Here is a 16,950-nt window from a genome sequence, read left to right on the forward strand (position 1 = left end):
TTAATTTAAAAATTAAAATATCGAAAGTTTTTCTTTAATTACAATACGGTGCTACCAGATCATTCAAATATTCAATGTTTGTAGCAGATACATTTTCAGATATTCTAGCCGCAATAATAATAGGTGCCCATTGAAAAATCTCATTTCTTGATATTCCGGTATTCCTGCAATATATATGTAAATACATTTCAGCTAATTCTACCGAAGATTGTGAGTACAACAAATATGTTCGAAACACATCTGCACGAATATCACCTAAACTAGCATCAACCCAATCTATAGTTTTCACATTATCATTACTCATAATTAAATTAAACGGATGAAAATCACCATGACATAATCTAGGTTCAAACACGATTGAATCCATTTTGCTCAATATATTCTTCTTTTGTTTCTCATCTAGATTTTGAACAGATTGAATTTGACGATAAAGTCTCTCTTCCATCTGTTCTATTTCATCCAAGCTTACAGAAATAGCATGAATCTTTTGTTGTTCATTAACACACATACTTATGTAATGCTCCGCTTCACTTAAATTATTTAGCAGAAGCTCACCAACACTTTTCCCTTTTACATATTCCATAATAATAGCTTGTCTACCTTGTATCTCTGTAACTTCGAATACTTTAGGAACGTGTAAACCACGTGAATATGCATACTTCTGTTTTTGTGCTTCATATAGAGATTCTGTATTAGGGAGGTATTCTTTAAATAGTTTCACAACTTTATTATCACAAAGATAAATTTCAGCCGTATTTCCTTTTGCTATCGGATTTCCTAAATTCAATTCATTTCTCTCCTTACAGTAAATTAGTATTACACCCTACACTACTCTATAAATTCAGTGTAATTATGCTGAATCCCTTCTTCATGAAAATGCAAAAAACTTACCACTTCCTATAATTATATAGAAAGTGGTAAGTTTAATTTTCTAGGAATATCGGAATGAAAATCTGGTGTATGCAAAACAGAAAATGTATACCCCTGTTGAATAAATAGTACTTCATTATGTTTGCTTTCAAATGGAACACTATTTTTCTTAAAATTATTTTGAATTCGTTTTAAAAATGCGTGATCAGATGTTCCGAAAGATACGTGTACTTTCGGTGGTAAAGCTTTCATCGCAATTGGAATCCAAGGTCGCTGCCACCAAGTTGCAACAATATATGCAGTTCCACCAATAACAAAGTTGAAAATATCCCCATCTTCCTTCATTTTCATGTCTAGATTTGATTTCAACCATTCTGTAAATACGGGCACACTTTTAACCGGAAGACCGATTTCCCTTACATATAAAATGTTTAAAGGTGAATGCGGAACTAATATATTTTCCTCAACATAGCTATGTGCGATAATTTCGAGAAGGTTTCCATCGCCATCTCTAAAGTATAAATTGAAAAGACCGTTCTCCTCATCAATTGTATGACCATCTTTCCATTTCGCAATGAGTAACCCAGATCCTTCTAGCCATTTTGCCGTTTCATGAAATTTTGAATAAGGAATCTCAAAAGCGAAATGCGCAGGTGCAATCGGTTCATATACTTCCTGGAAACTAATTGTTGTGTAAGGTGTGACTTCAAATTGAATAAATGTTGCTGTTTCTGTTTTTATCGGAAAAGATAATATGTCTTTATAGACTTATTTTACCCCTTCTATAGAAACCGTTTGTAGTTTTATATCTGCTATATGTGTAATCACTTTACATCCCCCTCTATTTCATATTATCTATTCGTATTGTATTACAATTATAAATAGATAAAATCAAACTGAAGGATGGATTTGTTATATAGAAACTACAACTTTAGTATGAATATGTTAGCTCCAATTACTTTTTATTTCCTCTATAACAACTTTTGGTTTATCCCAATGCAACATATGTGTAGTATTAGGAATTAATTTTACAACACTGTCAGTTTTCTCTTTAAAAATAGTTACGGTCTTATCTCTAAATTCATCCCATATTTGTGGAACTGTAGCTCGAAGTAATACAATATTAGCTGGTAGCTTCTCATATATATCTATCGTTTCATCTTTATGCATACCTCTTATTATATTGCTAGCTGTTGTCCCACGCGCATGCCAACATACTTTATTATTCATTTCAATCCCAAGATCTCTTACTGCAAGTTCTAATAATGGAGACCACCTAGTATAAGCTTCTTTTTCGCTTTTGAAGAATCCATCCCAATTATTAAAAACATATTCATCAAAGTCCTTTTCGTAATAAGCTATTTCCTCTTGAAGTGTTTCTTCTTGAAGTCTTTTTGTTTGATAACCACCATCAATAAGAATACTTCCTAATACTTTATCTGGATTATTTAATAAATAAAATAACGCGACAAAGCTTCCCCAAGAATGAGAAAGAAAATAAAAACGTTCAATTTTAAGTGCACTTACAATTTCATTTAACCAATACGCCAAATGTTGCATCTCATACTCTTCCGTTCGTTCAAATGGAGGTGTTTTACCGTGTCCTGGTGCATCGATAGATATGAATCTAAAATTGTCTTTTAAGTTCTCTGCAATTTCTATAAAACTTAAACTCGTACTACCTAATCCATGTAAACAAAAGATAACGGGCTTGTCATCATTTCCCCACTCAGTAATATGTACGTTTATTTTTTCACTTTTAATATAGTAACGTTTCACAACAATTATCCTCCATATCTCGATTTTCAGATTAACACTCTACTTATTTCTATTATTTTCAAGTTTTCCCTGCATTCTTTTTCACACAAAAAAGCTTATTTTCGTTTACAGAAAATAAGCTTTTACGCTAAGTATATTAAGATTTAACCGCAAAAATCATAAATCTTTTTGAATTCGTACGAATACCTTTTTCAGTACGATTAGTATCAATGAACTTTTGTAAAATATCGAAATCCTCTTCCTCTTCTCCAAATCTAGGAATAATAGGCGTATGTTTTAATAAGAAAATAAGGTCTTCAGGTGTACTGTAATAATCGGTAACATCATATTCCCGTACTTGCACGAGCTCAAATCCTGCACTAATAAGTTCACTCATATATTTTTCTTTTAAAGTTCCATCTCTTTCACCTAAGCATTGCCCTCTTCCAAATGCTTCTTTAAGATTTAATTTATCATGTTCGCTAACTTGTTGTGATAAGAAAAAAGCACCTCTTTTCATTACTTTTGCCAATTCAGATGCTTCAAACGGTGCATGACAACTTGAAGCAATATCAAAATAAGAATTTGGAAACGCTAAAGTTTCAGAATCCATTTGGAGAAACTTAACGTTTTCTACGCCTGCTTTATTCAAGTTTGAATGTGCCGTTTCAATCATTCCGCTAGAATTATCTATTCCAATTAATAAAGCAGCTGATGATGCTATTTTTAGTACATTTTCTCCTCCGCCTGTACCAACATCAAGTAGAATATCAGATTGTTTGCATCTTTCTTTCACTTCGCCATAAAAATCCCAAGTGTCACCTACAGTTTCACATTTCAGCTTACTGAAGTCCCACCCGTTTGCTCGTCCCACTTTATTATAAAAATTCTTATACTCTAATTCATTCATTTTATTATTTCCCCTTTGCAGAAAAGCATTAAATATCTAATTTTGATAATTCCCGAAATAGACTCAACGGTGATATTTTCATAAAGGGGCTTACGTTCCTTTTGATATTTGGTACGCATTTTTCAGCCCCAAATAACTAGTTACTTCGAACAATACGGCATTTCATCAATTTCACCTCTTTTGGAAGATTATATGTATAATAACCTGTAACATTATTTAATTATATATTATAAAATACAAATTATTAAAACATTAAATTTCCAAACACTTCGTTTTCTACTTTTATTTTCTTTGATCGTGCATTCCAATTCTTTTTGTAAAATGTAAATGGTGAATTCAATATAGTAATGTCGATAGCAGCTTCTTCTTTCACCTCTCTTTTAGCAGTTTCTACTACTGTTTCATTGTTTTCTTTATGTCCTCCCAACCTTACTACACCTAATGAATCACCTTTACTCGTTGGGCCAACTTGAAAAACAAATAGATTTTTATAAAGAACATAAGCTCCAGATGTTCGTACATTTCCATTAATATGTATCAAACTTCCCCCTCCAAATCCCCAATGGTTTTCCCAATGCTATCTTGAAAATGATTAACTATTATCCATCAAAACAGTTTACTATAATTATATTATGGTTATCTTTTTTTTAAACTCACAGTCCAATTAACTTCTTGCCATAACTCCCAATCTAGGAAAGCTGCCTTCATTTCTATCTCTCCTTCTTATTTACAAAATAAAACTTATCAAAGTAGGATTCAACAAATTTTTACAGAAATCTATACTTAATAAGTATTGGACGGAGTATTTTCAAATTCCTCGATAAAAAGGTGGTGCATACAATTTTGAAATTGAAACAAGAAAGAAGTATGACTGTAAGCACAGCTTTTTCTAAAGAGTACAAGATTTTCATTTTTGGTTTACTTATTTCAAGGATTGGGGATTCACTCTACACCTTTGCATTACCTTGGATTGCCTATCAATTAACTGGTTCAGCAGTTATCATGAGTTCTTTATTTGCTATTAACGTATTACCAATCGTTTTATTTGGTCCTATAGTTGGCGTTATTGTAGATCGATACGATCAGAGAAGATTACTATGGATTGCAGATGCAATCAGTATTATTTTAGTAAGTCTCGTACCAATTCTACATTCATTACATCTATTAGAAATACGGCACTTATACGTAATTACTTTTATTTTAGCTGTTATGTCTATGCTTTTTGATGTAACAACGGTTACAGTTATTCCGCACATTGCTGGAGCATCATTAACAAAGGCCAATTCTTTATATCAAATGGTAAATCAACTATCTAGTCTTTTTGGACCTATGTTAGCCGGGCTTTTCATTTCTTTTATTGGCGGTTTTCAAGTGCTTTGGATTAATGTTCTTTCATTTATCGCAACATTAGTTGCTGTGATGTTATTACCATCAATTAAAACTTTAAACAGTAAAAATAATGATAAGAACACACTTCAAAATGTACTAGCTGATTTGTTTGATGGGTTTAAATAGCTCAAAAATGATCGCTTAAATATAGCTTTATCTCTTCAAGCCATGGTAGGAAACTTTGGAGCAAGTGCGGTTTTAGGTGTACTCATGTATTATTTACTATCCACATTGCATCTTACCCCAGAACAAAGTGGTTTTAATTATACGTTAATTGGAATAGGTGGTCTTTTAGGAAGCTTGATTGCAGTTCCTTTAGAAAAGAGGTTGCGGCGCGGCGCTCTTATTCCTTTACTCCTATTTTTTGGGGCACTTGGCTTAACTATTGCACTATGGAGTACATATTGGATAGCACCTGGCATCGCTTTCGGTATCGCAATGACCTGTAATATTGCATGGAATACAATTATTGCATCGGTTCGTCAGGAAACTGTCCCATCAAATATGCAAGGAAGGGTATTAGGATTTTCACGTGTACTTACTCGATTAGCTATGCCACTGGGGGCATTAGTAGGTGGCATTATTTCAGCTTATAATCCAGTGTTTGTATTTGCTTTAGCTGCTTTTACGAAGCTACTTGAAGTTTTTATTGCATTATGTAGTCCGATACGAAAACTATGATGGATGGGAGTTATATTTATGTATGATTGGTTAATTGAAATAGAAAAGCCAATTTTGATATTTACGGTTAAGTTTAGATAAAAAAGGGCATATAAATTATGCCTTTTTTCTTTATCATTTTTTAATTGGATAACAAACTTCAGTAACGCACTTAAAAGGATCTGATTCCATCGCTGGACTAACGTGATAAATTACATCAATCTCGAAGCTCAACTATAGCATAAACAATGACATAGCGTGTGAGTCAACCCTTTATAATTATTTAAACAACAATTCATTATGTTATATTAACATAATGAATTGTGCATATTTTTGTTTTTGTAACCGCCTTAATTAAACTACATACGAATTATTAAGTTCAATTATTTTTCTCAAGGCATTCATAAACTGCCATCATTTCTCGTTTATTCAACTCACGAATTCGATTAAATATTAGAATACCTGCAACATCCTCCGTTCGTAAGCTTTCATCCACAACATCACTTACTTTACCAGTTAACCATGTTTGCACGTCTATGCCATCAACAATTTCTTTAAGCCCTTCATCATTGATACCACTTTCATAACAAGTTACACATGGAATTGTTAATTTAAACACACCGTCATGTAGATTATCTTCTGTTATTACTTTCTTACCTTTACAAAATGGACATGGGTTGCTTTTTTTTATTTTATTAATTTGCGTAATTAATTTTTTGTATCCAAAAGCTTCATAGACATATGTTAGCTTTTTATATTTCCCATTTGTGAAATATTTTTCTATAATATCTTCTTTTGTTTCATTGATATTTTGGAAATCACATATAGTTACTCTATTTTTATCGCTGATTGATTCGATATTATATTTAATTTCGCCCCAGAATGGTAAGACATTTTGTAACACCATTTCATAGTTTGAGAAACTTGCTTGTTCTAGTTCAAACATTTTCAGTGCAACTTGCGTTTTTCTAGATAGTAACGAAATATCTTCGGTTAGAACCATATCGTCACCTACAATGGATTTCAATTTAACGAGTGCAGGTAAATCGCCTACTATTTTTAATACTTTGTTAAGTGGCTGATTGATAATTTCACGGATATCTACATTTTCAAATTTAAGCTGTTTATGGTGGTTTAAAACCGTCCCATCACAAATTGGACATATGATCATTTCTTTAGAAGCCTTAATATCTTCTTTAATAGGTGCTTTTGAAATAACAATATATCCACCAATAATCGTATTAAATCCTACCCATGTTCTACGTGTTTTTCCTTTCTTATCATAAAATGATTTTTCAAAATAACCATACCAAAATGTATGTTTTTCTTCATCAGACATATCATTATAAGTTTTCGTCAAATCATGACCAAGCTCATTTTTAATTTCTTCAAATAGAAATTCTATTTTTTCATATTGATAAAATTTTAATACTTTCATTATTTCTGGATAGAATAAACCATCCCAAAATGGAACGTTTTTATCTTGGATTACAATCTCTTTATCAAAGATCTCAATTTTAAGTCGTCCTGAGCATGATGGACAATGATTATCTTGGGAATAGAAATCGAAGCTTCTCGTATCTTTATTAGTCGGATGTGCGGCCACAATATGATTAATTAATCCACCAATTTCATACAGGAAGCTATACTGACTATACAAATGTCTTTCCAGATCAATAGCGACTACAGGGGCAATTGTATCAGATTCGTATTCACCGTAAATTAATCGTGCCATTGAAGATAAGCTTTTTAAAATGCCACCCTTATAGATTTTTTCTGCATTTTTAAAATAAGCAATATGATTTTTTTCTAAATAATTAATTCCATTTTGTTGATTAAGAGTAGAAGAAATTTGCAATGGAGCAACTTTATCTACAACATTTTTTTGACAATAATACTCATCATGGCTCACAACATCAAGGTATTCTACAGATTCAAGCTGTCTTTTACCAAAATCAACGATAAAGTCAGAGCTTTTTAGCATATAAGCATTATGTTCAATCATTACGATTGAAACTGAATCATCTTGCAAAATACCCCTGACACTATCAATAAATTGATTTAAAATATTTTGTGATAAACCTTTTGAAGGCTCGTCAAAAATAAATAGTGTATGTGGGTTTCTTGAGTTTGCAAATAACTCCGAAACTAAATGAACACATTGAAACTCACCAGTTGATAATGTTTGTGTTTTTCTCTCTAATGTCAAATAACCAAGTCCAAGTTTGATTAATAGGCACAAGCGTTTATAAGCGATATCTTCATTTGGAAGGTCATCAATGATCTCTTCAATCGACCGCTCAAAAATATCATCTATATCGTCACTATATTTTGTAAGTTTCTTTTTAATATCAAGAAAAGTTGCAACAGTTGATCGACTTGTAATTGATTGGTTTCGATCTTGACCTACCATAACTAATTTATCTTTTGGATATCGTTTCAAGAAATCTTTAGCTATACATTCATTGACAAGTGTAGATTTACCACATCCTGATTCTCCCAAAACAGTTACAAGCCTATTTTTAGGAATCCGAAACTCAGCTATTTGAATATTACGGCAATATAAATCATGGAATGTATAATATTCTGTTGGCATTTCCTGATTACGTTCCCAATGTATTGGCTCTGGCCTTGGTGATTCTTCAACAATTTTCCCGCCATATTTCCCGCTACCTGGTCCAAAGAACAATTGTTCATCAGTTGTATCAAGCACTGTATCTGAATGATCAATGAGCCAAATCTGATTCTTACATCCTAATTGTTTAATCTCTTCTAATATCTTCAATAGTGTTTGATGATCAAGCCCTACTGAGATTTCATCAATAATTATTACTGTATTTTCACTTACTGCCATAAATTCAGCCAAGTAAAGTCGTGTTAATTCTCCACCTGACAGTGTACCCATTATTCGATTTAATGTTAAGTAGCCAATATTCATATTGATAATGTTTTGAAGAATATGTTGTTTCGCTTCACTAATATTTAAAGCCTCTGCTAACGAAAGAATAGATTCAATACTTAGATCATTAATATCAGAAATAGTATGTGGATTATCAAACAATTCAATTGTATATTGTTCAATCTCTTGACTATATCGTTTGCCCTCACATTTTTTACACTCAATATTTTTAGTAGTACCGCGTCCTTTACAACCAGGACACCAACCTAACGGATTATTAAATGAAAAGACCTCTGGAGAAAGATCAAATTTTCCAGCAAGCCTCTCACGAATCTCTTTAAATACGCCCGTATGGGTACCAATTGTAGAACGTGGATTGGAAGAAATCGATGATTTACCTAGAAAAAGTACTAAAGGCATTTCTTCCATTTTAATAGCACTAAAATTTGTTTCCATAATATTAGGAAATAAATACTGATATTCAGCTTTTGGCAATAACGAAACAAGACGCTTTTTGGATTCTTCACCAATTGTTTGACAAAAAGTTGTTTTACCAGATCCAGATAAACCAGCAATTCCAAACGATTTATTTACTGGTATTTCTGCGTCTAATTTGTTTATATTGTTCGCAATTAATTGATTTACTTTCATATTAACCTCTATTCCTATCGTTTTTAAAAACCGCTTTTATAAGATAATAATTACACAATAAATTCGAATTGCATAGTCAATACCCTTTCAATTCATCGATCTTCACCTTATATTTGTTAAACCAATATTCCCACTCATCTTTTGAAAACTCTTTTTCTTCCCCTTCTAAAACAGAAGAAAAAAGGGCTAAACAAATATGCCATCCTGCTATATCTTTCGGTGTATGATCTGTTAATTCATGAATAAATTCTTTAAGTAGTAAAAGGCATCCATTTTCTTTTTTATGTATTTCAAATCGGACACGATCTTTACCCCATGTGAATTCTAGTACTAAATTTATTTGACATTCTAAAATATCAATGTTTATAAATGTGCCATCCATCATATCAAACTTTATAATTCCACCTGTACAAAGGTCTTCTATTTGCAAATTAGACATCCACTTTTTTAACTTATTATTATCTGTTAATACAGACCAAACTTCTTCTATCGTATATGGAAAATGACGATCAAATTGTACTACGTATTCATTACTTTGTTTATTTATTACAGCTAACATTATTAATTAACCTCCTTTTCATCAAAACGAATGTACGTTCTGTGTTTATTTTACATGATTTCATTTGAAAAAGAAATCTCTATTACACTTCAATTAATTTAAGAAGTTTTTGTTAGCTCCAAAATTGATTGACTTATTATATACGAGAGCTCTAATCTAATTGACCATGATTTTATTGGATCAATAATATTGTCTTGATTAAGTTTGTTCACATATTTTAAACCGTCCACTGCTACGTAATCAATATTAAAATCTGTAAAAGTGTTTATAATCATCGGCCATTCTCCATCAGTCATTCTGCATTTAGAATGTTTTATTATGTAATCTATTGCTCGTTTTGATAACACACATGAACCAGCCGTAATATCTACTTCTTTACCTAATTGTAATGACATAATTTTATTTGATACTGTTTCTGTAACTTGCCATTCCTCAGGGTGGGTATGAAAAGCTGCCTCCGTTCTTCCGATGATTAAATAATCTACATCCACTATATTCTGGATGAAAGCATTATGCTCCTCTGGATATTCTATAATCCAAGTTAGTAAACGATCAAAATCACAATAGTGATAGTAATCATGATCATAGTTACCAACAAATCCCAGAGAATCTCTTCGGGCATTCCCTACTCCTGATTTTTCGACTATATTTATATGAAAATTACATTCCTCTAGTTCTTTTACAATCTCCCTTGGAGTTACATTACTGATTGTTATATATTTTTGGTCATAATTTAAATTTAGCAATTCCTCTTTTAGTTCTTTTATAGTAGGTAACAAGCCCCCTGATGGATCATGGGTAATACATGTTAATGCTACTTGTTTTACAGATTCCATAATATATTCTCCTCCTGACAAAATAAAAAGCAGTAAGAATTATTCTTCTGCTTTTATAATAAATGGTACATTTCATATTGTGCTAAAGAGTTTTTTTCAAATCCACATTTCTTCAAATACCCCTGAAGTGAGCTATTATTAGGAAACCCAATTGATAAACTTGATAATTTCAATTCTTCACGTGCGACTTGTAATAATCTCGTCGCTATACCAATATTTCTATATTCCTTGGCTACGAATATAAAGCTAATTTTACCTTGTTCATTTATACATACAGTACCTTTTAAATGATTATCAACATATGCACTGTAATATGTATTATTTGTTTTTTCGATATAATCAATATCATTTTGCCAATTTATATGGAAGTTAAGCCATTTTTGAATTTCAACTTTAAATTTTTGAAATTTTAATTGTTTTATTTCAATATTTTTAAAGTCTTTATTAGTTATTATAGTAAAATCATTTAAACTATAATAAGAAAGGTCATACACTTTTTCATAACCTAATTTATTATAAAAATTAATTGCTCGATCGTTACCTACAATGACTTCAAGAAAAAGTTGCTTACATTCATTTTGAATCGCCTCTTCTTTATGAAGTTCAAATAACTTTTGACTAATACCAACGCCGCGATAATTTGGATGCACAGCTAACGTTCCGCAGCGCATTGTTTTTATACTTTCGTAAATCTTTATACCACCAAGTATTACACCAACAGATTTATCATCATCTAAAGCAAGAAAGGAGTGCTCCAGTGAATTCCCTTCTGGTCCAAAAAACCTTTTTATAAAATCTTCTTTTGAAACATCCATTTTAATAATATAATCTGAAAATCCGTCCTTAAAAGCTTCATATACTAAATCTATACTTACTTCACTACATCTTTTGTATTGAATCATATAAGTATAATCCTCCGCTATGACTTGTTATATACTACATTCAAACACATGAAATGAATTCCCTTCACCATATCCATCCTTTATTTCATGAATAACAATTTGACTAAATCCATTAGTAATAAGTATGTTTTCAAATTCTTTTAAATCATATAGTCTTATAGGAAAATCCATGATCTCAGTTTCTACTATTTTCTCATCATGATTAACTTCATATTTCAGTATAATATTTAAGAGCTTTTTCGTCTCATCATATGATACTTTTCTATACTCAACAATTAATTCATTGTTAATTTCTTTTCTATTTGTCTCTATCCAATCTAGAATTTGTTCTGTTTCACTTCCACCTTGTACAACAGTAAGAAGTAATTTTCCATTTTCTTTCAAGTTATTTTTCATATTTTGAAGACTAATATCTACTAAATTATCTGGTAAAAGGGAGAATGATCCAATAGGAATCATAATAAGATCGAATTTGTTATCACTATGGAATTTTTCTATTCTTCCTTGTGACACAACTGGTTTTAAGTTTAGTTTTTCTGCTTTATCTTTGCACACCTTAAGCATATCTTTCGAAATATCAAATCCTTCTATATTCACACCATTTTGCATAAAAGGAATTAACATTCTACCATTTCCGCACATCGGTTCTAACACTGTCATGTTTTTGTCTTTTGCAAAAGAAAGATAAAAATCCAATTCTTTTCCACTCGCAATTGATTTGTCACTTTCATAAATCTTTGTACAAAGTTCACCATAATACGTAAGCACTTGTAATTCACCTCTTAATTTGAAATAAGTGGACATTTCCCTACATATTTCTCACTATTTATTTGTTTTATAACAAACGGTGCAATATCTCCATTCTTAATTTTAATTCCTGGCATATCTACTAAACTTTCTTTTATATTTCCAATACCATTTCCTTCTATGACAAATGGTAATCTAACAATTGTCCAATCTACATCACTTCTTTGTATAATTTGCAATTCTTTATATTTATCCTGCATCATCTTTGGAAGGAATAATTGAAACAAATTAGCCCCTATCTTATTTACAATTCTCTTCTTATCTCCCTTTACATTTAAGGAGCCCCCAGAAATAAGAATATAGCGCTTCATTTCATATTCCTTCATTACTTTTAAAATATGCTTCGTAACTGTACTAAAAATATAAGATTCATTTTTGGGCTGACCTACCGCATTAATCACTGCTTTACACCCTTGAAGTAATTCCTGTATAGCTGAGAAATCACGGGCATCTCCACTGATAGTCTCTATATTCTCATTAGTTATCCTCATATTTTTAGAATTTCTCGTTAATATTCGTACTTGATAGCCCTTTTCTAACGCTTGATTTATGAGGAATTTTCCGACTTTTCCATTCGCACCAAGAATCGCTATCTTATTTGTAGCTTCCATCACTATACTCCTCTTATTATCCATTGTTTACTACTGTAATTTCATAAACACGTAAAAAAGCAATTAAATGCTCACATGCTCGTTCACAGGCTAACATTTTAAAAATCTTTTGTTCTTCTTTCGTTTTATCATTCGCTTGATCTGAAGCAGCTTTTAAACATAAAAATGGTTTATTATTTACATGACACACATAAGCGAATGCCGCCACTTCTTGATCAACGGCTAAAGCTCCGTATACAGTATGCAGTAAATATCTCATTTCTGAACTACGAATACGCTGATCCCCTGACAAAAAGGTACCAAAATGAACTGGGTCATACGAACGCAATTTTTTCATTCGTTTTACGAGTGATTTAGTTGTTTCAATCGGTGCTGTTCTACCATTATATAGATTAAAAATATCTTCTCCTGACCCAGCCGCAGTAACATCGTGCTGTAACGTATTAAGAGCTACAACGATGTGCCCATTTTTCACTTTATCTGATAAGCTCCCGCAAATTCCTGTCATAAATAACTGGTCTGGTTGGAATTCACTTATTAATAGTTGCACAGAACTAGCACAACTTACTTTACCGACGCCTGTTACAACTGAAATCACCTCTAATTCATTAATATAATGAAAATGAAATTCCCAAGCTGCTCTCTTTTCTACACGATCACTTGGATAATGTTGATGCAAATACGTAAGTTCTGGTTCCCATGCAGATACAATTGCAATACGTTTCATTACATACTTCACTTCCTCCTATTTTCGTCTAAATAAGTCATCTATACTTTCTCGTTCATAATCTGGAATCCACTCTTTATATTTTTCATATAAATCCCGTATCATTTCTTTATTCTTCGCGATTACTTCACATCCTCTATCATCATAAATAAACATGACAATATCTTTCGTTTTGTTTATGAGAAATACATCCGGATAAGAAATTTCTTTCTTACGTCCAAAACGCGGATAAAGCCCTGGAAAATCTTCATGATTAGCAGCTTTAATTAGTGGTACAGGTTTTATATCCTCCGTAAGGCATTTTAAAGAAAATTGATATGTACAATACAAGTCAGCTTCTTCATCTTCAAATAGAAAAGGTAATGTTTCTTGTCTTATATGAAACTTCAAATCCATATTCTTAATAAATCGGTTGTATACATTTATTTTCTGCGGATTTTTTATATTTTCCTTTTTATATCTATAAACATTTGTAACTATAAAAACTGTGTCTCCTTTTGAAAATATATCTTCAAATAAATATTTATTATATGTATATAGTTGAGAGAAGTATTCCATATTTAAATCATCGGAGCCTTCAATGTTTTGATATATGTCTTTCCCAAAATCAAAATGAAGATGGTTTTCCCATTGAGAGTATGTATATGGTACTAATGTTACTCCTGGAAATGTGTGACTCATATAGTCTTTTAATTGCATTTTCATATCTTTCTACTCTACAATTTCTTTTAAATGCCAATATGCTTCTTCTAGCCATGGGTGTATAACTTTCAGTGTATCTTTTCTTTCCCATAAATATGAGATATATGCGAAAGCAGCATGTTCCAATGATTTTTCCAGTCCATTTTTCGCTTTTAATATGTATGGCGGCGTTCCTTTTTGAACCCATTCAATTTTATCCGCAATAAACAGTACTAAATCCATCTTCGTTGCATTTTTACGTAAAGTAGTGTGACAACTAATTGCATTCAATACTTCTTCGTCTTCCACTTTAAATACCTCTTTCGCAATTACTCTCGATAGTTTTTGATGAATGATCATCGGTAATTTTCGTTCTTCTTGTAAAATTTCTATTCCAAATTATTCAGCAACTGCTATCCGCTCCTTATTCGGAAAGATTGCGCTAATGTCATGTAAATATGCTGCAATAGCTACTTTTTCTTCGTTTTCATGAAACAATTTTGCGATTTTTCGTGCTTCATTTGCTACATGAATAGAGTGTTTATTTGTAATTTCTTTATTGTATTTTAATAGAAATGAATTTATATCATTTTCTATTTTTCCAGTTGGAGTAAATGTATATATGTCATTATATAGCACGTTAATATCCTCCTGATTACTGTTTTTCAATATAATGTGAAATTTAAATAATCCTTCTATTCTATATTCGTTATAAAAGTTTTTATACCTTTTTAATACGTTACATGAAATTTTATATGGAATCTTTACTACAAAACACATAAATGTTTGATATTATAGTAATGTTGATTAATTGTAAGGAAAGGAATTAACTATATAATGAATAAGAACATATTAATAATTGATGACGATAAAGAAATTGTAGAATTGCTTGCAGTTTATTTGCGAAATGAAGGTTACAACATCTATAAAGCTTATGATGGTGATGAAGCATTACAAATGGTCTCTACATATGAAGTTGACCTTATGATTTTGGATATTATGATGCCAAAACGAAACGGATTAGAAGTTTGCCAGGAGGTAAGAGAAAATAATACTGTACCTATTCTTATGCTTAGTGCCAAAGCTGAAGATATGGATAAAATATTAGGCCTAATGACCGGTGCAGATGACTATATGATCAAACCGTTTAATCCACTAGAATTAGTCGCTAGAGTGAAAGCCTTGTTACGAAGATCCTCTTTCCAAAACGCTTCTACACAAAGGAAAGAAGACGGCAATATTCGTATTCGCACAGTTGAAATACATAAACATAATCATACTGTTAAGGTACATGGTGAATATATTAAGCTCACATCTATTGAATTTGATATTTTATATTTACTTGCAAGTAATACAGGAAGAGTATTTAGTTCTGAAGAAATATTTGAACGCGTTTGGAATGAAGATGGTTATGGTTCTAATAAAACAGTAATGGTACACATTAGTAATTTACGAGATAAACTTGAAACTGTAATGAATGGAGATAAATTTATTCATACTGTTTGGGGAGTAGGCTATAAAATTGAGAAATGAAGCATTTGATATTCTGAAAGATATTCCAAAATGGAAAATAATTTTTTGGCTCTCATTGGCTATTACACTAACACCTATTACCGAATTAATTATATATCGTCTCGTTACAAGTGTAATTGAAAGTTCACTTACTCTAAGTGAACTTGGCAAAGAATTTATTAGAATCTTTGGGTATGAAAAATATAAAGGATTAAAGGAATCTTTATGGATGATGACCGTTTCTTATTTGTTTTTATTTTCCATTTTCTCATCCTACCTTTACATTTTTTATCGCCACGAAAAGAAGCTTTACTATGAAGCTTGTATAAAAAAAATGATCGAGGAAATTCGTTATATTGCGAGCGGACACTTTAATCATAAAGTATCGATTGTACATCATAATTATTTAGAAGAGTTAGCTACTGGAGTCAATCACATTGTTGAACAGTTAAAAGTGTCAATTGATGAAGAAAGACAGGCGGAACAAGCAAAAAGCGAACTTATTACAAATGTATCACATGACTTACGGACTCCCCTTACATCTATAGTTGGATATGTGAATTTAATCCATCATGATAATTATAGAGACGAAGTGGAATTGCGTCATTATATACAAGTCATTTACGATAAAGTTACTCGTCTAAACACATTAATGAATGATTTGTTTGAATATACACGTGTTCAAAATAAAGAGTTAAGTTTAAATTCTGTTCCCATTGATATTGTAGAACTGCTTGGGCAATTAACTGTCCAATTCCGGATACAGCTCCAAGAAGCAAATATTGAATGTCGCCCATCTTTCCCATCGCAAAAGCTAATGGTACAAGCTGATGGCGATAAATTAGTGCGTGTGTTTGAAAATCTAATCATAAACGCTATAACTTATGGAAATGATGGAGATCACATAGACATTACAACTTATGAAAGCAATACTATGATTGCAATTGATATTACAAATTACGGGCAACCTATTCCAAGTACTGATTTACCTCATATTTTTGAACGTTTTTATCGCGTAGAGAAATCACGCTCAACAAACACAGGCGGATCTGGGCTCGGCTTAGCAATTGCGAAAAGTATTGTCGAACTGCATAAAGGAACAATTGAAGTATATAGTGATGATAAAAAGACAACTTTCACTGTAAAATTACTTCCATATAAAAATTAATATTACATCT

The 16,950-nt window shown here is 31.5% G+C and carries 13 protein-coding genes and 5 pseudogenes; 3 read left to right on the top strand and 15 right to left on the bottom strand.

Translation table 11 applies throughout. From position 1 onward, the window contains the following. Nucleotides 1–34 precede the first annotated feature (34 nt). The 5 genes and pseudogenes from BAU28_RS18735 to BAU28_RS18755 form a co-directional block, all read right to left on the bottom strand. Nucleotides 35–787: an aminoglycoside phosphotransferase family protein gene (locus BAU28_RS18735; protein WP_071719516.1), complete on the bottom strand. Its 753-nt coding sequence runs from the start codon at nt 785–787 to the stop codon at nt 35–37. Nucleotides 788–903: 116 nt separating this feature from the next. Next, a pseudogene (locus BAU28_RS18740) lies at nt 904–1,698 on the bottom strand (VOC family protein). Nucleotides 1,699–1,815: 117 nt separating this feature from the next. Further along, nucleotides 1,816–2,649, bottom strand: a complete 834-nt coding sequence (locus BAU28_RS18745) for an alpha/beta fold hydrolase (RefSeq protein WP_071719517.1) — start codon at nt 2,647–2,649, stop codon at nt 1,816–1,818. 136 nt (nt 2,650–2,785) lie between these two features. After that, nucleotides 2,786–3,538: a class I SAM-dependent methyltransferase gene (locus BAU28_RS18750; RefSeq protein ID WP_071719518.1), complete on the bottom strand. Its 753-nt coding sequence runs from the start codon at nt 3,536–3,538 to the stop codon at nt 2,786–2,788. 265 nt (nt 3,539–3,803) lie between these two features. Continuing rightward, nucleotides 3,804–4,079 (bottom strand): annotated as a pseudogene (locus tag BAU28_RS18755) (NUDIX hydrolase); the annotation flags it as partial. A 302-nt stretch (nt 4,080–4,381) separates the two neighbouring features. Between BAU28_RS18755 and BAU28_RS18760 the strand changes: the two are divergent. Then, nucleotides 4,382–5,608, top strand: a pseudogene (locus BAU28_RS18760) (MFS transporter). Between the two features lie 114 nt (nt 5,609–5,722). Here BAU28_RS18760 and BAU28_RS29915 read toward each other — a convergent pair. The 10 genes and pseudogenes from BAU28_RS29915 to yqeK form a co-directional block, all read right to left on the bottom strand. Further along, a pseudogene (locus tag BAU28_RS29915) lies at nt 5,723–5,800 on the bottom strand (MerR family transcriptional regulator); the annotation flags it as partial. Between the two features lie 166 nt (nt 5,801–5,966). After that, on the bottom strand, nt 5,967–9,137 hold the full coding sequence (locus BAU28_RS18765; protein WP_071719519.1) for an ATP-binding cassette domain-containing protein: 3,171 nt from the start codon (nt 9,135–9,137) through the stop codon (nt 5,967–5,969). A gap of 76 nt (nt 9,138–9,213) precedes the next feature. Continuing rightward, nucleotides 9,214–9,696, bottom strand: coding sequence for an SRPBCC family protein (locus BAU28_RS18770; protein ID WP_071719520.1), 483 nt, complete (start codon nt 9,694–9,696; stop codon nt 9,214–9,216). 98 nt (nt 9,697–9,794) lie between these two features. Then, a complete protein-coding gene (locus BAU28_RS18775) occupies nt 9,795–10,532 on the bottom strand; it encodes a hypothetical protein (RefSeq protein WP_071719521.1) in 738 nt (245 codons plus the stop codon). A 53-nt stretch (nt 10,533–10,585) separates the two neighbouring features. Beyond that, a complete protein-coding gene (locus BAU28_RS18780; RefSeq protein WP_071719522.1) occupies nt 10,586–11,434 on the bottom strand; it encodes a GNAT family N-acetyltransferase in 849 nt (282 codons plus the stop codon). A 27-nt stretch (nt 11,435–11,461) separates the two neighbouring features. Then, on the bottom strand, nt 11,462–12,202 hold the full coding sequence (locus tag BAU28_RS18785) for a class I SAM-dependent methyltransferase (RefSeq protein WP_071719523.1): 741 nt from the start codon (nt 12,200–12,202) through the stop codon (nt 11,462–11,464). 14 nt (nt 12,203–12,216) lie between these two features. Next, nucleotides 12,217–12,852, bottom strand: a complete 636-nt coding sequence (locus BAU28_RS18790) for an SDR family oxidoreductase (RefSeq protein ID WP_071719524.1) — start codon at nt 12,850–12,852, stop codon at nt 12,217–12,219. A 16-nt stretch (nt 12,853–12,868) separates the two neighbouring features. Then, nucleotides 12,869–13,579 (bottom strand): 5'-methylthioadenosine/S-adenosylhomocysteine nucleosidase, encoded by a 711-nt coding sequence (mtnN, locus tag BAU28_RS18795; RefSeq protein WP_071719525.1) that lies wholly within the window; start codon nt 13,577–13,579, stop codon nt 12,869–12,871. Nucleotides 13,580–13,597: 18 nt separating this feature from the next. Then, nucleotides 13,598–14,278, bottom strand: coding sequence for a DUF3885 domain-containing protein (locus BAU28_RS29920; RefSeq protein WP_071719580.1), 681 nt, complete (start codon nt 14,276–14,278; stop codon nt 13,598–13,600). A gap of 12 nt (nt 14,279–14,290) precedes the next feature. Further along, a pseudogene (gene yqeK, locus BAU28_RS18805) lies at nt 14,291–14,899 on the bottom strand (bis(5'-nucleosyl)-tetraphosphatase (symmetrical) YqeK). A 198-nt stretch (nt 14,900–15,097) separates the two neighbouring features. Between yqeK and BAU28_RS18810 the strand changes: the two are divergent. Continuing rightward, nucleotides 15,098–15,793 carry a response regulator transcription factor gene (locus tag BAU28_RS18810; protein WP_071719526.1) on the top strand — a complete coding sequence of 232 codons (696 nt, stop codon included), beginning with the start codon at nt 15,098–15,100 and terminating at the stop codon, nt 15,791–15,793. Next, entirely contained in the window at nt 15,783–16,940 is a 1,158-nt protein-coding gene (locus BAU28_RS18815) for a sensor histidine kinase (RefSeq protein WP_071719527.1), read from the top strand. The genes BAU28_RS18810 and BAU28_RS18815 overlap by 11 nt, the downstream gene beginning before the upstream one ends. Nucleotides 16,941–16,950: the final 10 nt, after the last annotated feature.

Source organism: Bacillus paramycoides (assembly GCF_001884235.1).
Classification (GTDB): Bacteria; Bacillota; Bacilli; order Bacillales; family Bacillaceae_G; genus Bacillus_A; species Bacillus_A paramycoides.